This is a genomic window from Corallococcus sp. AB032C, from assembly GCF_003668935.1.
GTDB lineage: Bacteria > Myxococcota > Myxococcia > Myxococcales > Myxococcaceae > Corallococcus > Corallococcus exiguus.
This window is the reverse complement of record NZ_RAWP01000146.1, coordinates 1-20,154: the sequence shown is the minus strand read 5'-3', so window position 1 is coordinate 20,154 and position 20,154 is coordinate 1. Positions and strand designations below refer to the sequence as shown.

15 protein-coding genes and 2 pseudogenes are annotated in these 20,154 nt (G+C 68.5%); 10 read left to right on the top strand and 7 right to left on the bottom strand.

Annotated features, from left to right (window positions below; translation table 11 throughout):
• The coding region (locus D7X99_RS44065; RefSeq protein WP_216672036.1) for a hypothetical protein at positions 1-199 on the top strand (199 nt) is incomplete at its 5' end.
• A 16-nt stretch (positions 200-215) separates the two neighbouring features.
• Here D7X99_RS44065 and D7X99_RS37895 read toward each other — a convergent pair.
• Both D7X99_RS37895 and D7X99_RS37890 read right to left on the bottom strand, forming a co-directional pair.
• Positions 216-1,640: a hypothetical protein gene (locus D7X99_RS37895; protein ID WP_121782003.1), complete on the bottom strand. Its 1,425-nt coding sequence runs from the start codon at positions 1,638-1,640 to the stop codon at positions 216-218.
• Between the two features lie 10 nt (positions 1,641-1,650).
• A complete protein-coding gene (locus D7X99_RS37890; protein ID WP_121782002.1) occupies positions 1,651-3,309 on the bottom strand; it encodes a hypothetical protein in 1,659 nt (552 codons plus the stop codon).
• Between the two features lie 241 nt (positions 3,310-3,550).
• Here D7X99_RS37890 and D7X99_RS37885 point away from each other — a divergent pair, with 241 nt between their 5' ends.
• Together D7X99_RS37885 and D7X99_RS42540 are read left to right on the top strand one after the other, a co-directional pair.
• Positions 3,551-3,883, top strand: coding sequence for a transposase (locus D7X99_RS37885; RefSeq protein ID WP_158627138.1), 333 nt, complete (start codon positions 3,551-3,553; stop codon positions 3,881-3,883).
• Positions 3,884-3,891: 8 nt separating this feature from the next.
• Complete coding sequence (locus D7X99_RS42540; RefSeq protein ID WP_147476385.1) at positions 3,892-4,317, top strand: hypothetical protein; 426 nt, start codon at positions 3,892-3,894, stop codon at positions 4,315-4,317.
• On the opposite strand, the gene D7X99_RS37880 is transcribed toward D7X99_RS42540, so the two are convergent.
• Positions 4,311-5,639, bottom strand: coding sequence for a M12 family metallopeptidase (locus D7X99_RS37880; protein ID WP_169831149.1), 1,329 nt, complete (start codon positions 5,637-5,639; stop codon positions 4,311-4,313). The two genes, D7X99_RS42540 and D7X99_RS37880, sit on opposite strands and share 7 nt — an antisense overlap.
• Positions 5,640-6,148: 509 nt before the next feature.
• On the opposite strand from D7X99_RS37880, the gene D7X99_RS37875 reads away from it, so the two are divergent.
• Positions 6,149-8,329, top strand: a complete 2,181-nt coding sequence (locus D7X99_RS37875; RefSeq protein WP_158627137.1) for an FG-GAP-like repeat-containing protein — start codon at positions 6,149-6,151, stop codon at positions 8,327-8,329.
• A 334-nt stretch (positions 8,330-8,663) separates the two neighbouring features.
• Entirely contained in the window at positions 8,664-9,218 is a 555-nt protein-coding gene (locus tag D7X99_RS37870; protein WP_121782005.1) for a dihydrofolate reductase family protein, read from the top strand.
• Positions 9,219-9,511: 293 nt separating this feature from the next.
• Here D7X99_RS37870 and D7X99_RS44060 read toward each other — a convergent pair.
• Together D7X99_RS44060 and D7X99_RS37860 are read right to left on the bottom strand one after the other, a co-directional pair.
• Positions 9,512-9,721: pseudogene (locus tag D7X99_RS44060) on the bottom strand (hypothetical protein); the annotation flags it as partial.
• A gap of 88 nt (positions 9,722-9,809) precedes the next feature.
• A pseudogene (locus tag D7X99_RS37860) lies at positions 9,810-10,862 on the bottom strand (serine hydrolase domain-containing protein); the annotation flags it as partial.
• Between the two features lie 134 nt (positions 10,863-10,996).
• Here D7X99_RS37860 and D7X99_RS37855 point away from each other — a divergent pair.
• Both D7X99_RS37855 and D7X99_RS37850 read left to right on the top strand, forming a co-directional pair.
• Positions 10,997-12,691, top strand: a complete 1,695-nt coding sequence (locus tag D7X99_RS37855; RefSeq protein ID WP_158627136.1) for a histidine kinase — start codon at positions 10,997-10,999, stop codon at positions 12,689-12,691.
• Positions 12,688-13,392, top strand: a complete 705-nt coding sequence (locus D7X99_RS37850; RefSeq protein WP_121782004.1) for a LytTR family DNA-binding domain-containing protein — start codon at positions 12,688-12,690, stop codon at positions 13,390-13,392. The genes D7X99_RS37855 and D7X99_RS37850 overlap by 4 nt, the downstream gene beginning before the upstream one ends.
• Here the strand turns inward: D7X99_RS37850 and D7X99_RS37845 are convergent.
• Positions 13,376-14,782 carry an alpha/beta fold hydrolase gene (locus tag D7X99_RS37845; RefSeq protein WP_121781998.1) on the bottom strand — a complete coding sequence of 469 codons (1,407 nt, stop codon included), beginning with the start codon at positions 14,780-14,782 and terminating at the stop codon, positions 13,376-13,378. The genes D7X99_RS37850 and D7X99_RS37845 overlap by 17 nt on opposite strands.
• 410 nt (positions 14,783-15,192) lie before the next feature.
• Between D7X99_RS37845 and D7X99_RS37840 the strand changes: the two genes are divergently transcribed.
• Together D7X99_RS37840 and D7X99_RS37835 are read left to right on the top strand one after the other, a co-directional pair.
• Entirely contained in the window at positions 15,193-16,701 is a 1,509-nt protein-coding gene (locus D7X99_RS37840) for an HD domain-containing phosphohydrolase (RefSeq protein WP_121781997.1), read from the top strand.
• A gap of 51 nt (positions 16,702-16,752) precedes the next feature.
• Positions 16,753-17,706 carry an alpha/beta hydrolase gene (locus D7X99_RS37835; protein WP_158627135.1) on the top strand — a complete coding sequence of 318 codons (954 nt, stop codon included), beginning with the start codon at positions 16,753-16,755 and terminating at the stop codon, positions 17,704-17,706.
• A gap of 714 nt (positions 17,707-18,420) precedes the next feature.
• On the opposite strand, the gene D7X99_RS37830 is transcribed toward D7X99_RS37835, so the two are convergent.
• Positions 18,421-19,071, bottom strand: coding sequence for a TetR/AcrR family transcriptional regulator (locus D7X99_RS37830; RefSeq protein ID WP_158627134.1), 651 nt, complete (start codon positions 19,069-19,071; stop codon positions 18,421-18,423).
• Between the two features lie 301 nt (positions 19,072-19,372).
• Here D7X99_RS37830 and D7X99_RS37825 point away from each other — a divergent pair, with 301 nt between their 5' ends.
• Entirely contained in the window at positions 19,373-20,062 is a 690-nt protein-coding gene (locus tag D7X99_RS37825; protein WP_147476383.1) for a hypothetical protein, read from the top strand.
• The last annotated feature ends 92 nt before the right edge of the window (positions 20,063-20,154 follow it).

Below are 20,154 nucleotides of genomic sequence, written 5' to 3'. Positions count from 1 at the left end.
CTGCTCTGCGTCGATGGCCACCTTGCGTTTCATGGTGGCTGCCTCTTTGCGCGGATACCAGCGCCTTCGCACGCAGCCGCCGAGCGAGCGTATGCTGATCAACTCGCTAGATGAGGGGATCCTTCAGGGTTCGGACGCCTCAACATCTCTCTGCCTGCGTGTGGCTACAGGCATGCTCCAAGGTTACGCGCGGCCCTGAGTCGCGCCGTCCCATCTCAGCGGAGGGCCTTCTCCAGCTCCTCGCGGCTGAAGTCTTTCGAGAGGTTGTTCGGGTCCCAGAGGGCGGCCAGCTCGACGATGGCCGGCAGCAGGGCCTGGATGCGGTCCTTGAGCCTGGCGCGCACGTGCTCCTTGAACCGCTGGTTCTTCATGCGGGCCAGCTCGCGCACCTCTTCCGGGACGCGGTTGACCAGGTCGTCGAGGGGGCGCAGGCCCCGCTCGAGCGCGCTGTCGACCTCGCTCTGGAGGTTGCCCGGCAGGGCCTTGAGCTTGCCGGCGGCGTCCTTGCGAGTGATTTCCTCGATGTGCTGACGGAAGAGGTAGGACTCCGCGAGCTGCTCGAGGGTCTCGCTGCCCAGGGACTGGACGAAGATGCCCTTGAACTTGTCGCGGAACTTGTTGTCGAGCTCCTCGGTGAGCCGCCAGTCGGTGTCGATGGCCGAGCACACCTTGTCCTTGAAGCTGGAGGCCTCGCTTCGCTGGGCCGAGCTGGGCACGCGTGAGGCCCAGTCGGAGAGGGAGCCCTTGGCCTGGTCGAGCATGACCTTGGCCTTCCCCAGGTCGTTCTTGTCACGGTACGTGTCGACCTCCGCCCGCGTCGCGTTGAAGAGCAGCAGGACGCTGCCCTTCTCCGCCTGCACCAGGCTTTGGTAGGCCGACACCAGGTTGCGGTAGTGGCCCTGCTGCACCTGGTAGACTTCGGAGCCACCCTGCACGGCGTCCAGCAGGTTGCGGTCGATTTCGTCGGGGATGTCGACATCGAACAGCGAGGCGACGAGCTTGGCCAAGTCCACGCCCTTGCCGCCCAGGAGCTTGTCATCGAGCTTGAGGGCCACGTCGAGCGACTTCGCGGTGGCGCGCGAGACGCCCTCGCTGGTGCGCTTGAGCACGCCTGGGGCGAGCTCGTCGACGATGGACTGCGCCATCCGTGAGACCTGCTGCACCACCTGACGCTGGTCGTTCTCGAAGATGACGTCCTTGGACAGCAGGAAGGTCCACTTGTCCCACAGCTCACCCAGCATCTTGTTGAGCAGGTCCTGGTGGACGAGCAGGTCGTCGTGGAGCTGGGGCGTCTGCACCCTGGCCAGGGAGTCGAAGAAGGCCATCTCGTGCTCCAGCGCCTGGTACCAGAAGAGCTGGAGGGCCGGCGAGAGCATGTTGTCCTTGGCGGCATCGCCAAAGGCGCGGCTGATGTCGGCCGTAGCCGTGGCGCAGCGCTCCTGCCACTTGCGCTGCGTCCCCAGATTGCCGGCGCTGGTGCGCTCGCTGGCGTCGAGCATGGCCGAGAGGGCTTGATCGGCCGCGTTTCCAACCTTCACGATGGCGTCGCTCAAAGCGCGCTTCACCGTGTCGGGGGCGCCCTCCGAGGCGCGGTTCAACCGTTCGTTGAGTTCAGAGACGCGGCTTGAGTACCAGCCCATGGAGTGCTCCTTACAGGCTCTGCTCGCTGGTGATGCGCCAGGGGCCACCGTTGCGGCGTTGGACCGTCCAGCGCCGATGCACGTCGACTGAGTTGAAGGTGCGGGTCTGGCCCTCGAAGAGGCCGACGTGGTCCAGCTCCAACTCGACCTCCTCGACGCGCGGCAGGCCCGGGGCCTCGTCGCCCCGGATGACGACCCGCACCTCGCCAATCCAGCGCACCCGCGCGTCGAGCACCTTGCCGAGGATGAGGCCCCGCGCGCGCACCCACTCGCTGTCCCGGCCGTTCCAGGTCCAGACCGGGTAGTAGATGGGCCGGTCGGCGTCTGGCACGGCGCGCCAGTCCGCGAAGAGGCCGTTCCAGGTCTCCTGGTCACCGCGCTTCACGGCCGAAATCATCGCGGTGAGGACCTCGCGCGGGCTCGCGTCGTCGGCCGGAGCGCCGAAGCTCTCCTGGCTGAGCGTCTCCTCTCCGGCGAAGCGCGGTCCGCCCTCGCTCGGGTCGCTGACATCGACGCAGACCACGCCGCCGACCAGAGCGGCGACGGGCTCCACCTCCAGGCCGGCGGCGGTGCGGCCCGAGCCCGCGAGCAGGCGGGGATCCGGAAGGATGCGGCCGAGCACGGCGATGTCGAGCCTCACCGACGGGGCAACGCGCTTCTGGTAGCGCTGCATGGCGGAGAAGACCTTGTTCATGGCCGGGGTGTTGGCGGGGCAGAAGACCCAGGCGCCGGACTGGTTCCAGGCCAGGTAGCCCTTGCCCATGTCGACCAGCCACTCCCGTTGCGTCAGCGTCGGCAGTGAGACCAGCTTGCCGGTCACCGCCGAGCGGTCACCCCGGAAGGGGTCGACGACGGGGAAGGCGCCGAGCGTCTCCCCTGCACGCGCCTCCAGCAGGACCTTCCACGCCGCCGCGGCCTGGAGGCCGATGGCCTTCACCTGCTCCTCGCCCCGGGTGCGGAACTCCAGGGCATCCGCCGGGAGCGTGACGAGGTCTCCATCGAGACAGGCACGCACCGTCTCCCAGTCCTCGCGCATCGCCGTCGCGAAGGGGCCGGGATGATGCTCGACGAGGGAGTCGACGCGGGCCTTGTGTCCGAGGTGATTCGCGAGCTCCGCGCGCGTCCCTCGCGAGGTGCGCCAGGCGCCGAAGGTGCTGTCGAGCAGGCGCTCCCAGTCGAAGACGCGCTTCTCGAGCCATGACATCCAGGCCTCGTCGAAGCCGTCGCGACCCATGCGCTCGGGTCCTCCCGGTCCGATGATCTGCCGCGTCGTATCGGCGATGCTCCAGGTGCGCTCATGGAGCAGGGCACCGCTGAACTCGTGCTCCTCCCAGCCCTCGCCGGGCTCGCGCCGGCGAACGATTCGCACCTGGACCTTGTCACCCTCCTTTCGCCCCTGTTTGTCCCAGGTCTGGTTCTCAGCGTACTGGCCGAGCATGAAGGGCAAGGTGCGCTGCGTGGTGGCCAGGTCGGGTGGCTTGACGACGGGCTGACCGTCGATGGCGATGACCCGGTCGCCCACGCGCAGTCCCGAACCGCGGAAGCCGCTGTCCCAGGAGATCCACGCCACGTGGAGGTGGGGCGTCAGGGCGTCGAAGCGCGCGTCGAGCTTGAGTCCGCTGCGCAGGCCATCTTGGAGGTATTCCTTCTCGGCGCCGCGTGGGTTCATGAAGGCGTCCCTGCCCTGAATCCCCGCCCCCTGCGGAGATGAGGCGTCGTTCTCTACCTCGCGGGCCTCGGCGCTTCAAGGAAGGGGGACGCCGGAGCACCTTCGCCCGTGTCTCGACATTGGTGTCCGAGACGACTGGCTTGCTCGTCCACGTGGGGACAGATGCCTCGCGGTCACCTCGTGCTGATTCACTCCGCGACGAGTGAGAGCCTGTTGAGTGAGAGGAGGCCACAAGGAGCAGGTGCACCCGCGCCGCGAGGTGGTGAATGCCATCCTCTACGTGACGCGGACAGGCGTGCAGTGGCAATACTTGCCGCACGACATTCCCGACTGGCAAAGCGTTTACCACTACTTCCGGCTGTGGAAGAAGGACGGCACTTGGAAGCGGGTGCACGATGCGCTGCGCGGAAAGGTACGGCAGTCGGAGGGGCGAGAGCTCGCGCTGACGGCGGGAATCATGGACAGCCAGTCGGTCAAGGCATCCGAGGAAGCCGACAGCCGAGGCTACGACGCCGGCAAGCAGGTGAAGGGCCGCAAGCGCCACCTGCTCGTGGATGTGCTGGGACTGGTTTGATGGCCTGGGTGACAACCGCCGACGTGCAGGACCGGGATGCCGCGGCAGGTGCGGTGCTCCCGCGTGCCTCCGAAGACTTTCCCTCGTTGAACAAGGTCTGGGCGGATGCGCGCTACCAGGGGCCCGTGGTGGCGGACGCCGCGAATGAGGCCGGATTGGAGCTGGAGATTGTCCGGCGCTCCGAGGAGGACCGGGGCTTCGTCGTGCAAAAGCGCCGCTGGGTGGTACTGCGCACCAACGCGTGGCTGACGCGCCAGCGGCGCCTGGCTCGCGACGATGAGCGCCCCGAGCGGACGGAGTGGATGGGCAAAGGCGGCAGCGGCCCTCGTCTACGAGGACCTGGGCGTGGCCACGGTACTTCCCGCGACCCCGCCCTCCCAGACGCGCGTCTGCTTTCGCCCGGAGTTCCTCGGCCCTACCCCGTCCCTCAGTAGAAGGTGATGGTGAACTGCTCCCATTGCCCCACGGCGGCGCCGGCGGCATACACCGCGCCGTCGCCACCGTTATCGGCATACAGGTAGCGGGGGGTGAGGAGATCGTTCGTCGACAGGGCCACGGTGTCTCCGGTGCCGATGGTGAGCAGGCCCGTGCCGGCTATCTTCAAGATGCGGAAGGTTTCATAGCTGCCAGGCGCCGTGGGGGTGGCTGTCACCCCCGAGCCGCCACCGTTCACGGCCATGACATAGTTGCCGTTGACCGTCTGCAGGTGGATGAGGTCGCCGGTCTGCAGCTCGAAGCCGTTGCGGTCCACCAGTTGGAACTTCTCCCAGGGACCCACGGCGCCACGATTGGCGTTCACCGCGCCGCCGCCGCCGCCCTCGGCCACCACGTAGTGGCCGCGCAAGGCACGCAGGGAGATGGTTCTCGAGTAGAGACGCGCCACGGTTGCCGCGTCCGTGATGCTCAGCGAATCGCGCTGCCCGATGGCCTGCCCCCCCAGCGGCTCGATGGTGGGTAGCCCATTCCTCGAGAACGCCGTCCTCGGGTAGTGCATGATGGAGCCGTAGTCATAGGCGAGGATGTCGTCACCGTCGGCGATCTGCTGGCTGAAGTTCTGCTCATAGCCCGCGGTGATGTTCTCGGGCCGGATGAGCACGTAGTTATTGCGGTCCTCGCGCGACTGCTCGTGCCACAGACCCAGGGCATGTCCGATTTCATGGATGACGTTGCCCGTGCTGCACCCGGCCTCCAGCCACACCCCTTGCCTGCCACCAATCCGTCCCACGTTGGAACTGCACCCGGTGCCCGTCTGGAAATTGACGTAGTTCGGGTACAGCGCCGCGTTGAGCACGGTGCGTTGCACGAAGCGCAGGTGCGTACGCTGTTGCCAGTGATTGATGGCGTCCGTGATTCGCGCCTGGTTTGGCACAGCCGCGTCGATGGTGTAGGGCACCTCGGAGTTGGGCCAGCGGAAGTTTGCTCCGGTGATGGCCACGCCCTGGGCATGGACCCCCGGGGCGTCGAGACCTCCCCGGGCCTTCACCTCGCGCACGCGCGCCTCCATCTCCTCCACCGTGCCGAGAACCATGTCTCCATCGAGGATGGCCAGTCCATCCACCTCGGCGTACTTCACTGGCACCAGCTTCCCTCTCGCGACGTTCCAGGCGTAGCCCTCGCGAACCGGGGCGCCAGCCGGCACTCGGGCCATCTCCGGGTCCAGGGCGGGACGCGACTCCAGTCCCTCACCGCAGGCGGTGAGCAGCAGGCTGGGGATGAACAGTGCAACCAGCGCGGACTTCAATGTGCTTCGAAGCATGGTGCCTCCTTTCCGGAAGGCATTCCGGGGTGCAGGAGACAACCACATCACTCTGACATTTGTCGTTTTAAATTGAGGACCCTCATCAATTCGCGGCATGCCCAGGCGCCTCCGCCGAATGGAGGAGAGGTACTGCATCTGCATTCATGAGCGCCAAGGCGAACGGGCACATGTGGATTCCCCGTATATTTTCTAGCGCCAGGACTCGGGCTCCAGGCGTAGCGGCGGTTCATGACAAGCCCAGGCGCGAGAGTTCCAGCCACACGAGCAGCCCCCTTCTACTTCGCGGACGTGCGGGAACAGATGATGACTGGCACTCGCGGAGGCGATCAAATGCATATCATGGATTCTGCGTCCATGGCCCTCAAGTGCTTTCCGACTGGTCGCCAGAGAACGCTGGCCATTCGCATGCTGCGGGCCGAACGGGAGGGAGAAAGGAATAGTGTCTTTCATTCCATGGGGGGATGGTCCATTCCGGGCTCCATCCTGCTCCTTGGGGGAGACACTCGATGCGAAGCCGTCAAGGTGTGCTGTGGTCGTGGGGGCTGGGCGCGACACTGGCCTTGTCACTGGGCGCTTGCGGTGTGGAGCCCCTCGACGAAGGGGCAGAGCCTGGAAGCAATGAGGTGTTGACGCAGGTGAGCCAGGAGCTCGCGCCGCCGTGGGACTTGTATGCGGACGCGGTGGCGCCGGGCACCACGCCGGCGGTGCTCCACCCGAACAGGGCGCTGGGCGCACCGGACGGGCAGAGGGCGACGATACCGGGCCTGCTCACCTCGGCGCTGGTGCTGGACCTGGGGCAGGGCGAGGAGGGCACCGGCGACCTGCGCGTCTATTACCATGGCCTGTCGGTGTTCCTGGTGGCCCAGGTGGACTTCCTGAAGGCGGATGGGACCCACGTCGGCTCCAGCCTGCTGCACATGGGCCTGGGGCCCCATGTCGCGGTGGCGAGGTACCTCGGGAACCACCCCTATCGCTACGTGCGCCTGCGGGGCGCGTTGCTCGGGATCTATCAGGTGGACGCGGTGGAGACGTCCATCCGGCCCTTCTGTGGTGACGGGGTGATTGGTGGAGCCGAAACCTGTGACGACGGCAATCAACTCTCGGGAGACGGCTGTAACAGTGTCTGCCAGGTGGAGCCGGGCTACACCTGCACGGGACAGCCGACAGTGTGTACCGACATCGACGAGTGCGCCGCCGGTACCGACAACTGCAACCAAGACGCCACCTGCACCAACATCGGGGGCTCCTTCACCTGCGCCTGCAATGCGGGGTACGAGGGCGACGGCGTGACCTGCACCAACATCGACGAGTGCGCCGCAAGCCCCTGCCTGAACGGTGGCACCTGCATCGACGGCGTGGGTAGCTACACCTGCGAGTGCGCGCCCACCTACGAGGGGAACAACTGCCAGTCTTGCTCCGGCACCCTCGCGGACTGCAACGCGAACTCGTCCGACGGCTGCGAGGTGAACCTCCAGAGCGACGCCGACAGTTGCGGCGCCTGCGGCATCGTGTGCTCGACGGGTCAGATCTGCTCGAACGCCACCTGCCAGACCGCCCCCACCGGCCAGGTCCCCGGCACGCCGGTCAGCTCCCCCGCGAACCACGGCCCGCTGGCCCCGGCGGTCGCCGATGTGAATGGCGACGGCAAGCTCGACATCCTGGTGGCCAACGCCGAATCCGCGTCGACCGAGACTCCCTCTGGCTCGCTCTCTGTTTTCCTGGGGAATGGCGACGCCAGCGTCCAGTCGGAGGTCAACTACGGGAGCGCCTCGCTCTCCAGCAACGCGGTCGTGGCCGTGGACGTGGACGGCGACGGGTGGCTCGACGCAGTCACCGTCAACGGCCAGACCAACCTGCCCCTCATCAACGGAAACATCAGCGTCTACAAGAACCTGGGCCCGAGCGCGCCCGGGACCTTCGGCACGCCGACGAGCTTCACCACTGGCACCCCGGGCTCCGTCCACCTCTGCACCGGGGACTTCAATCACGACGGGGTGGCTGACATCGCCACGACAAGCGTGACCCAGAACCAGGTGAGCGTGCTGTTCGGCAGCGGCGCGGGCAACTTCGGCGCGCCGACGTTCATCGGCATCCCGAACACCGGCGGCGCGCAGTCGACCATCGCCTGCCGTGACCTGAACGGCGATGGCTTCTCCGACCTTGTGGTGACGAGCCCCGCCAGCGCACGCTTGTCGATCCTCATCAACCAGGGCAACGGCTCGTTCGCCGCTCCCGTCGCCTACAGCAACTCCGCAAGCGGCCAGACGGCGGGCATCGCCTTCGGTGACGCCAACGGCGACGGCACGCTCGACATCCTCTCGAACGGCGCTGCCGGCCGGTACCTCTTCTTCTTCAAAGGGAACGGCAACGGCACCTTCGCGAGCGGCGTTCAGTCCACCGCCGCGGCCACTACGGCCACCAACTCGGCGCTGGGCGTCGTGGCCGATGACTTCAACGGCGATGGCAAGCTCGACGCCTACATCCTCGTGACAGCGGCCTCGGGCGGCGTCCGCCCGATGACCGGCAACGGCAACGGAGGCTTCACCTCGGGCACTGTCGTCGCGACCGGCGCCTCGCCTGGCCTCAACGCCATCGCCACCGCGGACATGGACGCGGATGGGTACGCCGATCTCATCCTGACCAACAGGGGCTCCGGCACCGTGACCGTGGTCCCCAACGGACTCTGAGGAGCTGTCCGCGATGCCACGATGGGGCGGTGTGCCCTGATTTCAGCGCGGCCTCGGTAGGAGAATCGGTGCGCCGCGTGCTTCGCGCGCGGCGCACCGAAAGACGCGCAGGCGCCTGACCCGACCTCACCTCCACAGAGGCCGTATTCCACACGGGTGCAGGACCACGCGGCGTGCTCGGCTCAACGTGTGTCACCAGCCAGCCGCATGGGGCCACCCGTAGCCAGGGGCATGGGGTCTGGTTTCTGCGCGCCGATACCCACCGGGGATGGGGCATTGCGTCGATGGCTCGGGCTGCTGCGCGCTGGGCGCGCTTTTCGTAGAATCCCACGCCATGAACCTCCTCACCTTCGGTCTCAACGTCACTTTGGACGGGTGCATCGATCACACCCAGGGCATCGCGGACGACGAACTGCACGACTATTGGACGCAGCTCATGGAGCAAAGCGGGGCGATGCTCTTCGGGCGCAACACCTACGAGCTGATGGAGGGCGCCTGGCCCGCGGTGGCACGCGACGAAAAGGCGCCGCGCGCGATGCGCGAGTGGGCACAGAAGCTCGAGGCGAAGGCAAAGTACGTCGTGTCGGGCTCGCGGAGCGACTTTCCGTGGCAGAACACGATCAAGGTGGAGGGTGACCTTCGCGAGGCGATCTCGGCGCTGAAAGCGAAGACCGAGCGGGGTGTCCTCGTCGGAGCGCCCAAGCTCGCGACTGCGCTCGAGGAGTTGGGGCTCATCGACGAGTACCGCATCGTCGTTCATCCCATCATCAGTGGCCGCGGGCCGACGTTGTTTCATGGCCTGTCGAGTGCGCGGCATCTCGAGCTCCTCTCGACGCAGCGGTTCAAGTCCGGCGTGCAGGCGCTCCACTTCCGTCGCAAAGCGGGATGAGCGTGGAAGGACCCGAGCGCTTCACCGGCGGCTGCCTGTGCGGCAGCGTCCGCATCGTCGCGTCGGGACGGCCGTACCGCGTCGGCGTGTGCCACTGCTGGCGGAGATGACGTATCGGATCTCCGACGAAGGCTTCAGTGGCCAAGATGCTCGCTGTCCATCTTGGCACGGGCTGCTTCCAGGTGCCTCATTGAGAGGCTCACCGACAACGGCCCGGCCTACACGGCCCGCGAGACGTGTGAGTTCGGGGCCAGCCTGGGGCTACTCATCCGCGCAACGCCGGCCTACTCGCCGGCGCGCATCCCCTGGTAGCCCTCCCACTTCAGGGGGCCCTTGACGGCGTCGCCAGCCTGAATCTCCTTCAGCCTCCGAATGCGGTAGGCGACGTTCTCCTGCCAGAGCGGTGCCCCCTGCTCGACTCCTGGCGGTGGCTCCTCCAGCTTCGGAGCCATCTCTTTCAGTAGCTTTACGTCCTTCGAGAGACGCGGCCCCGCCGCCTCCAAATTTCTTGCAGGTCGTCACCGCATCGACCTTGGCCACGTCGGCGCCCCACAGGCAGACGACGCGGTCCAAAGCCAGCCCGCTGCGGGAGTTGCTGAAGAAGACGATGCCGTCGCCAGAGCGCGGACGCATCAAGAAATTGGCGCGGAAGCCGGCCTGGTTGCGTCCGTCGTGACCGACGGCGGTGCTGCCGTCGCCGAGGCGTTCGATGAAGTGGCCCAGGCCGTAGACCGCCTCATCGGGCGCGCGCGGCGTGCTCATTTCCGCGGGTGTGTACATCTGGGCCAGTTGCGCCTGGGTCAGGGGATGCGCACCGGCGGTGTTCTCCATGCCGGCAATCATCCAGCGGGCGAAGTCGCGGACAGTGGTGGTCAGGGTCGAAGGAGCCTGCTCGACGTAGTAACGCACCGGCACGGGCCTGCCATCGTCACCGTGTCCCTGCGCTGCGCCGGCCAGCACCTCCGGCGTCATGGCGACGCTGCTGTGTTTCATGCCCAGCGGCCGGAACACCAGCTCGCGCGCCAGGTCCGAATACTTGCGCTGCGTGGTCCGCTCGATGGCCAACTGCATCAGGGTGTAGCCGCCGCCGGAGTATTGGAATTTCACACCGGCCGGCGCGAACAGTTCCACCGCGCCGCGTCCATTGGTTTTTCCGGCCAGCGACTCCTCCAGGCTCGGCAGCTCCTTGAAGTCGAGCCAGCCCTGATACCCACCCAAGGTCGTGCCCGCGGTATGCGACAGCAGGCGTCGGATTGTTATCTGGCGATGGTCGAACGGGCTCTGCGCCAGCGGCCACGGCGACAGCACCTCGGCCACCGGCGCATCCAACTGCACGCGACCCTGCTCGGCCAGGCGCATCGTCACCCAACTGGCGATGGGCTTGGACAGCGAGGCAGCGACGAACACCGTGTCGGGCGTCACTGGCACCTTGCCCGCGTGGTCCGCGAAGCCGAAGCCCTTGGCGTAGACCAGCTTGCCTCCGACAATCAGCCCCACGGCCGCGCCTTGGATATGGGCTTCTTTCATGAGGGCCGGCACTTCGCGCTCGATGACCTGGGCGAACGGCGGTGGCGGCACCTGGAGCCCCTGGGCCTGGGCCAGGGACAGCGGAAGGATGAGGGAGAGCAGGAGCACGGCACGCATGGGCGTTCCTCCGAAGGGGGTACGGAGAAGAGGATGCGGTGGCCCGCGCGGCGCGTGGGGTGCGCTTCGCCCAACGTCTCGTGGCGTCGCCGGAGTGCGCGTGGGGCGGCGCCGCGCTACGTATGCTGAGGCCCATGACGTCGTCCGCCCTCTTCGCGGGAGGCCTCGCGCTCTCGCTCGCCGCCTCGGCCGCCCTGCCCTCCGCACGCCAGGGACAGGTGCAGGTGCACACGGAGGATGTCCCCTCGGAAGTAGCGCTTGCTGGGGACGCGCGAGGCTGGCGCACGGTGGAGAGCAGTGAGTTGAACGAGGGGACCGGCCCCTTCTGGCTGCGCGCGCAGGTGGAGGTGCCCCCGCGTGAAGCCGGAGCCCCGACGCCTGCCCTCGCCCTGTCAGTGCTCGGGTCATGGGAGGCCTGGTGGGACGGCAGGCACCTGGGGCGCAACGGACGGGTGGGGCGGACGCCCTCGGAGGAGGTACCAGGACGCGTCGATGCCCTGCTCCCGCTTCCGCCCGAGTCCAGCGCGCCGGGCCCTCACGTGCTGACGATGCGCATCTCCGCGCACCGGCTCGGCTTCCAGCCCGTGGGCACCCTCCACCACCTGCAGGTGGGCGAGGCCGCGTCCCTCGCTCGGGCGCGGATGCTCGGCCTGGTGCCAGCCCTTTGCATGCTGGGCGCACTGGTGCTGATGGGGCTCTACCACCTCGCGCGCGTGCGGCTCGCTCACGGCGGTCTCGCCACGCTACTGCTCGGCGTGCTGTGCCTCGCCGCCGCGGCGCTCGTCCTGCTGGAGGCGTGGCGCGGGCTCGCCAACTATCCCTACCCACAGCACGCAGTGCGGCTGCGACTGCAGGCGGCGGCCGTGCTGGCGGTGGCGGCGCTGCTGCCAGCGACCGTGCACGCGGCCTTCGGCGAGCCACGCCGCTGGCTGCGGTGGATGGGACTCGGACTGGGACTGCTCTCGCTCGTCTTCGTTCCGGGCTTCGATGGCAAGAACAGCATCGCGCTCGGGGCCTCGCTCGTCGTCTCCACGGCGCTCGCCGTGCGCGCGTGGCGTAGGGGGGAACCGTGGGGGGCCCTGGGCGCGCTGGCGGGGCTCGGTTTCGCCGGGACGCTCTACCTGTTGGAACCCTGGGGCTTCTCCGAGCGCGGCTTCTTCCTCGCCTTCGGAGGGCTATTGCTCTGCCTCACGGCGGTACATGCCCGGCAGCAGCGCCGTCAGCAGGAGCGGTTTGAGAGTGCGACGCGCGCCGCGGAGCGCCTGCAACTGGAGCTGCTCAAGCGCAGCCTGCAGCCGCACTTCCTGATGAACACGCTGGGCGCGCTGAGTGAGTGGGTGGAGACGGAGCCCACACAAGCCGTGCGCTTCATCGAGGCCCTGGGCTCGGTGTACCGGCACCTGCTTGCCGTCTCGGGTGAGCGCACCATTCCGCTCGCCCGCGAGCTCGAGCTGTGCCGCGCCCACCTGGCCGTCATGGGCTGCCGGCAGGGCACGGCCTTCCACCTCGAGACCGATGGCGTGGACCTGGAGGCCCTCGTCCCCCCTGCCCTGCTGCACACGCTGCTGGAGAACGCCTTCAGCCACAACCGCTACATCTCGCCCCACACCTTCCGGCTCCAGAGCAGCCTCGTTGCCGAGGGCGCCCGTCCGCGGCGGCGCTACGTCTTCCTCGCCCCCCCGGGCACGGGCACGCGCCAAGGGGGCGGTGAGGGCACCGGCTCGCGCTACCTGCGCGCGCGCCTGGAGGAGGCCTTCCCCGGTGCGTGGCGGCTCGAGGACGGGCCCACGGAGGATGGGTGGATGACGCGGGTGGAGGTGCCGGCGTGAGGCTGCTCATCGTGGAGGACGAGCCGCTGGCGGCGCGCCGCCTCGCCCGGCTGTGCGAGCAGCAGCTGGGGCCGGGCGCCCCGCCCCCGCGCGTGTGCGCGAGTCTGGACGAGGCGCGCGCGCTGCTGGCCGGGCGCGACGTGGACGTGCTGCTGCTGGACCTGAACCTCTCGGGCGAGGACGGCTTCGCGCTGCTCGCGGAGGCGGCCACGGGCGCATTCCAGACGGTGGTGGTCTCCGCGAACACCGACCAGGCGCTGCGCGCCTTCGAGCTGGGGGTGCTGGACTTCGTGCCAAAGCCATACACGCCGGAGCGGCTCGCCCTCGCGCTCGCCCGCGTGGGAAGCCGCGCGGCCACTCCATTGCGCACCCTCGCGGTGAGAAAGGGCGGAGGCGTGGTCCTCGTGCCACTGGACTCCGTCGCGTACATCCAGGGCGCTGGAGACTACGCGGAGCTGGTCCTGCGCGAAGGCGGCACCGAGCTGAGCGAGAAGAGCCTGGAGCGGCTCGAGCAACTGCTCCCCGCCGACTTCCTCCGCGTCCACCGCTCCTATCTCGTCCGCGTGACGGACATCCGCGAGCTCGTCGCCTCGGAGGGCTCGCGCACCGCGGTGGAACTGCGGGACGGCACCCGACTGCCGGTGGGCCGCAGCCGGCTGGGAGTGCTGCGCAAGCGGCTGGACGTCAGGGCTTCGCCTTGACCTCCAGCCGCTCATCGCGGAGCGCTTCGCCCTTCAGGAAGGCCTTCATGCGCTCGAGGATGCGCGGGTCCGACTGGAAGAGGCCGTCGTGTCCCGCGCCCACCAGCACCAGGTGAGCGGTCCGGGAGAGTCCGGGGCGCAGGGCCTCCGCGTTGTCCGGGCTCGTGCGCCCATCCAGGGTGCCGCTGATGAGGAGCACGGGCACCGCGGACTTCAGCGGACCGCGGAAGGACTCGCCCAGGTCGCTCACGCCGGGCACATCCCCTGCCCGCAGTGCTCCCGGGTTGGCGCTGCCACCGAGCAGTGCCTTCGCCGCTTCCCTCTCGATGAGGGCGTGTCGCGCCGGGCTCACGCCGGAGGCCGCGTCCATGGCGAGCGACATGGGCCCCAGCCACCCTTCGCGCAGCTGGCGCGCGAAGGGCGCCATCGGCGCATGGTCCCCTGCCTCCAGCGCCGGAAGCAGGGTGAGGAAGCGCCGGAAGGTGGCGGGGTCTCGAAGGGACTCGAAGGTGGCGCGCTGAAGGTCGAAGTGGCTGACCCGCCAGGTGTGGCGCTCACCCTTCGCCGGGTCTGTGAACGCAACGGTGCGGGGCTCGCGCTTCAGCGACTTCAACAGCTTCGCCAGCCGCGCTTTCAGGCCCGGCCCGCGCTCGCCCTCGGCGCGCAGGACGGCCTCCCAGCGCTCGAGCAGGGCCTCCGCGTGGGCAGGCCGCTTCCAGGTGTCATCCGGCCCCTCGATGCCGGCGAGGATGACGTGGTCCACCCGCTGTCCGTGGCGCCGCAGGTAGGCGAGGCCCAGGTGGGTGCCGTAGCTGATGCCCCAGAGGTTGAGCTTCGGCGCGCCCAGCGCCTTGCGCAGCACCTCCAGGTCGTCGGCGTTCTCCTCCGTGGTGTAGGCCCCCAGATCCACGCCGGCCGTGGCCCAGGTCCGGCTCGCCTCGGCGGCGGCCTTCTTCACCGTGGTGGTGAGCAGCGCCTCGTCCATGCGCTGCTCGAGCGGGATGGCCCAGCGCTGCTCCAGATCTGGATGGGGGTCCGACTGACCGGTGCCGCGTTGGTCCAGCGCGATGACGTCGGCCACCTCGCGCAGGGCGAGGAACAGCTCGAAGCGGACGCCGCGTGCGGCCTCGATACCGGAGCCGCCCGGGCCACCGGCCAGATAGACGATGGGGGCCGCGGGCGAGGGGCTCGTGCTCTTGAAGCGCACGAAGCGCAGGGGCAGACCCGGGCCCTCTGGGTGGGCGTGGCGCAGGGGCACGGTGACGGTGCCCAGTTCGGCCTGAACGCCGCGACCGTCGCGGGCCTGGAAGGCATAGGGCTCCAGTTGGAGTCCCTGGGCCCGGACGATGGACAGCGGAAGGATGAGGGAGAGCAGGAGCACGGCGCGCATGGGCGTTCCTCCAAGAGCGGGACGACTGCGAGGAGAATGCGGTGGCCCGCGCGGCGCGTGGGGTGCCGGTCGCCCAACGTCTCGCGGCGTCGCCGGAGTGCGCGTGGGGGGGAGCTCCTGTGCCGACGAGGCATAGGCTAGGGGCGCCAACGGCACAGGGCTGCATGGAGGTTCGGGTTCCTGCTGTCCGCTACCCGCGAGAACTTCCGAGGGTTCGGGGAGGTAGCGGAGGCGAGCGTCAGGCCTCGCCCAGCCGCGGGGCTGAATCACCGCGCGAGCCGCGCAGCCTGGATTCGGCGTCACGCGGCGCCCCGACCCCGTAATGGAGCAGATCCGCCAATTGGCCGATGCGCGCCGGGTCAGCAACGGCTGTGCTCCGGACACTTGCTCCGTGCCAAGCTCTTCCCGTGATGAACCTGCGCCAGGATCCGGTGGCTTCGCTCTCCGCGCTGTCCTCCGTGCTCGACCTCGCCAATGGACTGGAGGGGGAGAAGAGCCTGCTGACCGGTCTGTTCGCGCTGGAGCTGGCGCTGGACGGCGGCCTGTCCCGGGACGACGCCCGGGCCGCCTTCTACGTGGGCCTGCTGCGCCACCTGGGCTGCACCGCCTACGCGGCCGAGGAGTCGCGGCTGGGAAATGACGTCCACCTGCGCCGCAACCTGCTGCGCGGGGACGCGGGCCGCCCCGAGCATGTCGTGCGCTCCGTCCTGGATGCCAACCCCAGCCTGCCCCGCCGCGCCGTCGGACTGGCGCGACTGCTGACGTCGTCGCGTCGACTGCGTTCGGAATGGTTCGCGGAGGCATGCGGCGCGGCGCGGCTGCTCGCCTCCGGCCTGGGTCTGGACACGCGGGTGCTCCAAGGGCTGGATGAGGCCTACGAGCGCTGGGACGGCTCGGGGGGGCCGCGCTTCCTGGGCGGCATGGACCTGCATGAAGTCGGGCGCGTCGCGCAGGCGGCGCATGTGGCCGTCGTCTTCTTCGTCGGCTCGGGCACGGCCGTCGCGCAGGAGGCCCTGGCGCTGCAATCCGGGACGACGCTGGACCCGGCGTGGGCGAAGCGGGCCCTGGCCACGATCGCCTCGCTCCAGACCTTGTCGGATGCGCGCATCGAGGCGGCGGAAGCGTGCCTGCTCGAATCACCGCCCACCATCGACGCCACCGCGCTGGCAACGACCTTCGGGGACTTCGCGGACCTGCAGAGCCCCTTCACCCGCGGACACTCACGGCGCGTGGCGGAAGCGTGCGCATCCGCCGCGCCCCGCCTGGGCCTGGACGCGGCGGAGCAGGCCACGCTCCAACTCGCGGCGTATCTGCACGACCTGGGACACGTGACCCTGCCCACCGGCCTGTGGCTGCGACCCGAATGGACCTCCTCGGACCGGGAGACGTCCCGGGCCCATGCCCACGCCACCGAGCAACTGCTCACCGCCACGCCCATGCTGCGGGACGCGGCGAAGCTCGCGGGCGCGCATCACGAGCGACTGGATGGCGGAGGCTATCCCCGGGGCCTCGCGCCCGCCGCCCTGTCCCGGGCCGCGCGACTGCTCGCGGTGGCCGACGTCTGGGTCGCGCTCCAGGAGGAGCGGCCCCACCGTCCCGCGCGGACCGTGGCCCTGGCGAAGCAGGTCCTGGAGGCCGAGGTGAAGGCGGGCCGGCTGGACGCGGACTGCTTCGCGGTGGTGGCCGGGACGAAGGACGTCCGGCGAGCCCCCGAGCCCGGCCCTACGTCAGTGCTGACGCCCCGGGAGGTGGACGTGCTGCGCCTGCTGGCTGGCGGAGCGACGAACAAGGAGATCGCCGGGAAACTCGGGGTGTCGGACCGCACGGTGCAGCACCACACCATCCACATCTACGAAAAGCTGGGCGTGAGCACCCGCGCGGGCGCCTCGCTGGTGGCCGCGCGCACGGGCATCGTGTGATCCGCCATCTGGCCGATGTGGGCCGGGACACCGCATGGTGCATTGGGCCCCATGAACAAGCCCTTCCCCGTCGTCCCCTTCTTCACCGCCCTGGCCGCGCTCGTCCTGTTGCAGGGATGCGCGGCCTCCACCGCGTGCCGCACGCGTCCCGCCACGCCCCCCGGCTTCGAGCGGACCGCCTCCGACGGCATGTGCCTGAGCAGCATCCGGTGGGAGCCCGCCCATCCGCCCGTGCGCGGCGTGGTGGTCCTCATCCACGGCCTGCGGGACTACTCCGACCGCTACGGCCGGCTCGCGGAAGCGCTCCAGGCCCAGGGCTTCGCCGTCGTCGCGCAGGACCACCGGGGCCACGGGCATTCCGGCGGTGACCGCCAGAGCATGGAGTCGATGCAGCAGTTGGTGGATGACGTGGATGGCGTCGTCAAGGATGCCCGCGCGAGACACCCGGGCGTGCCGGTGGTGGTGTTCGGCCACAGCATGGGCGGACTCATCGCCACGCACTACGTGCTCCAGCACGCCCCCGGCGTGTCGGGGCTCATCCTGAGCGGCGCGGGCATCGTGCTCCCTCCCGGAGTGTCCGGCTTCGACACGCGCCTGGCGAAGATCTTCGGCACGATCCTCCCCGGCCTGCCCGCGCAAGACCTGGACAGCCAGATGTTCCTGCACGACGGCCCGGAGAAGGAGCGGTTCCTCACGGATCCCCTCATCACCCACGAGAAGCTGCCCGCGCGCTCCGCCAAGGCGCTCATCGCCGCCATCGAAGCGCTCGAAGGGAAGTTCCAGGACCTGAAGCTCCCACTGCTGGTGGTGCACGGGGGCGAGGACGTCATCACATCCATCGATGGCAGCCGCGCCCTGGTCGCGCAGGCCACGAGCACCGACAAGCGCCTCATCATCTACGAGGGCCAGCGCCACGACCTCGCGCACGAGCCCGACGCGGCCAAGGTCGTCGGAGACATCGTGAGCTGGGTGGAGGCCCACGTCCCGCCGAGCGCCGCCCCCTGACAACAGCTGTCGGGTAGCGGGTTGTGCCTACCCTAAATCCGGTCGCTGCGTCATGGCTGCGTCAAGTCCAGTCCGGCAGTGGGTAACGGCTCGTGACGCCATCGAGTTCCTGTGCTGGCAAAGGGGAGGCGGAAACACCGAGCGCACTGCGCAACCTCAAGGTTCGAGCTCCGGTCCTCCGCCCGCTTGAGCATCCGAGGAGGTGGCGGAGGTGAGCGCCAGTCCAAGTAGGGCGAATGCCCCGATCGATGAAGTTTGCGGCCACTCAATCGGGCCCCGAATTTTCCCGACTCCGCCTGACCCCAGGATGTTTCTCGTGATTTCTGTCGCAGTCTCCGGAGAGAGCGCCAAGCACGAGTTCGCGCAGGGCTTCATTCGGGGAGCAAAAAGAAGGCCCTGCCCTAACCCGGCAGGGCCTTTTTGCTTTTCCACGGGCCTCGCGACGAACATCGCGGGGCCTTCGTGCTTGAGCCCCTGAGTCCCAAGGGATTCTGGCTCGCGGTGATGAAGAGGGCGTTCGCGCCTCCGCCACCGCAGAGAGAGGGTGACCGCCGCGAGGCGGGCCTCGACTGCCCCGGAAGTAGACCGAAGCGGGCGGTCATCTGTAGCGGATGGCCGCCAGGACGTCGGCCCCCAAGGGCGAGTGGGTGTGTTGACGGCCGTCATGGAGAACGCGGCACTCCTCTGCGCGCTCATTGGACGCCGGGGCCTGAATCAGCGCAGCGGCAATCCCAGCCGCATTGCCAGGAATGACTGCATCACGTCGGCCGCGGCCTGGGTGTATTCGTTCGTCATGCGGCCATGAAGGTAGAAGGACGTACGGAGGCTCGCGGTGCCGAACTCCACCGCCAGCGCTGCGATGTCCGGCGCCCCCCGCGGGATGTTGATGCCGCGCGTCGCGAGCAGGCTGCGCGCGAGCGTGCCGAGGCGCGCGATCGTGGATTCGAGCGCGCGAAAGCTCACATCCGAGACCGGCCCGGTCAGCAGGACGACCTGCGCCGCCGGATGCGTGCGGTAGAAATCCGCCGCCGCATGAACCATGCGCGTGATCAGTTCCTGCCAGTCCTTGGCCCCCGCGAGGTTTTGGGCATAGCGCGTCAGGTGCGCTTCCAGCGCCCCGAGTTGGCGCTCCGCGAGCTCGTTGAGCAGGGCTTGGGGGGTCGGAAAGAACTTGTAGATCGTCGATCGAGGGTACTCGAGACGTTCCGCCAGCGTCGGTATCGAGAAGGCCGAAAGCCCTGATTCGAGCAGCAGTTCCTCCGCCGCTTGGAGCACGGCATCGACCCGGACCTTGGCGCGCTGCTGCTGCGGCTTGCGCGCCACGAAATCTGGGTTGGGGGCGGATTGACGCGCATCGTCAGCCATGGCGCTTGACTCCATTGCGTTCGTCGCGACTCGAAGTCGGCGGAGCGGGTTCTTCCACGCCAGGGTTCTCTCGACAACCCAGGCGGAGCCTGGCGCTGGCCGAGGGCATCCTCACTAGAGGCCATTAAGCAACAAATGTCGCCTACGGCACTTTCGCGACAAATGTCCCTTTCCGGAGCAAATGTGAAGTGAACTCATACGCAATGTGCGATTCGGAAACTGGCGTCTTCGAGCACGCGCCCACCCGGTCGGACCGAGGCCCCATCCGACCGACCCACAGGATGTCAGGAGGAGGGACGTCATGGCGGCACGTCTGACTCGAAGCGTTCTCGTCGCGATGTGTTTTGTGAGCGCGGGCGTCACACCCGCGGCAGCTCAATCGGACCTGCTCGGCAGCAAACGTGGCGGGCACTACTGGTTCGATTTCTGTACGGGCAAATCCGATGCGACGCTCTTACCGCCCGACCCACGGTCACTCGTGACGCCGACGTCGAACAAGAACGTCGTCTTCAACGTGGGGTGGAACGCGTGCATGAACCGGGCTCCGCTGACGTGTGGCGAGCTGCGGTCGAGCAGCGCGGCTGGAGGGCGGCTGCTCGGCGGAAACGGAAGTCCTGATGCCGGCTGGGAGTTCAGCGGCCATTCCGCCTGGAGTCTCTGGTCGATGTCGGCGTCCCAGTACAATGCGCTGTGGCTGAAGTGGGGCCTGCCGTTTCGCCCTTCCGACTTCGACAACCTCGTCGCCGAGCGCTACGGCATCCCTCTCAGCCCACAGCGCAATCCGTACCCTCTCCCGTTCGAGAATCCGAACCACACGAACGGTGGCTCCGGCCAGCTGCCGATGGCACTGACCCAGACACGCAACCCCGACGGCTCGTGGAGCGGACAGATCGGCGTCACGTGTTCGGTCTGTCACAGCGGCCAGATTGGCAAGGCGAGCGACGGCGCGGGCCTGGGGTGTTGCCGCGCACCTTTGTTGATGGTCGGGTGAGCCGGCTGGTTGATGGCCATCGCTGGAGGCGCGCGTCAGCGCGCCGCGCAGCTTGATGGACATCAGGGGCGAGCGCGCGCAGCGCGCAAGCC

Bases quoted from the DNA above. Each gene is read 5' to 3' on its own strand.
- D7X99_RS37895 (WP_121782003.1), bottom strand. From the start codon at position 1,640: ATGGGCTGGTACTCAAGCCGCGTCTCTGAACTCAACGAACGGTTGAAC.
- D7X99_RS37890 (WP_121782002.1), bottom strand. From the start codon at position 3,309: ATGAACCCACGCGGCGCCGAGAAGGAATACCTCCAAGATGGCCTGCGC.
- D7X99_RS37880 (WP_169831149.1), bottom strand. From the start codon at position 5,639: ATGCTTCGAAGCACATTGAAGTCCGCGCTGGTTGCACTGTTCATCCCC.
- D7X99_RS37875 (WP_158627137.1), top strand. From the start codon at position 6,149: ATGCGAAGCCGTCAAGGTGTGCTGTGGTCGTGGGGGCTGGGCGCGACA.
- D7X99_RS37870 (WP_121782005.1), top strand. From the start codon at position 8,664: ATGAACCTCCTCACCTTCGGTCTCAACGTCACTTTGGACGGGTGCATC.
- D7X99_RS37855 (WP_158627136.1), top strand. From the start codon at position 10,997: ATGACGTCGTCCGCCCTCTTCGCGGGAGGCCTCGCGCTCTCGCTCGCC.
- D7X99_RS37845 (WP_121781998.1), bottom strand. From the start codon at position 14,782: ATGCGCGCCGTGCTCCTGCTCTCCCTCATCCTTCCGCTGTCCATCGTC.
- D7X99_RS37840 (WP_121781997.1), top strand. From the start codon at position 15,193: ATGAACCTGCGCCAGGATCCGGTGGCTTCGCTCTCCGCGCTGTCCTCC.
- D7X99_RS37835 (WP_158627135.1), top strand. From the start codon at position 16,753: ATGAACAAGCCCTTCCCCGTCGTCCCCTTCTTCACCGCCCTGGCCGCG.
- D7X99_RS37830 (WP_158627134.1), bottom strand. From the start codon at position 19,071: ATGGCTGACGATGCGCGTCAATCCGCCCCCAACCCAGATTTCGTGGCG.
- D7X99_RS37825 (WP_147476383.1), top strand. From the start codon at position 19,373: ATGGCGGCACGTCTGACTCGAAGCGTTCTCGTCGCGATGTGTTTTGTG.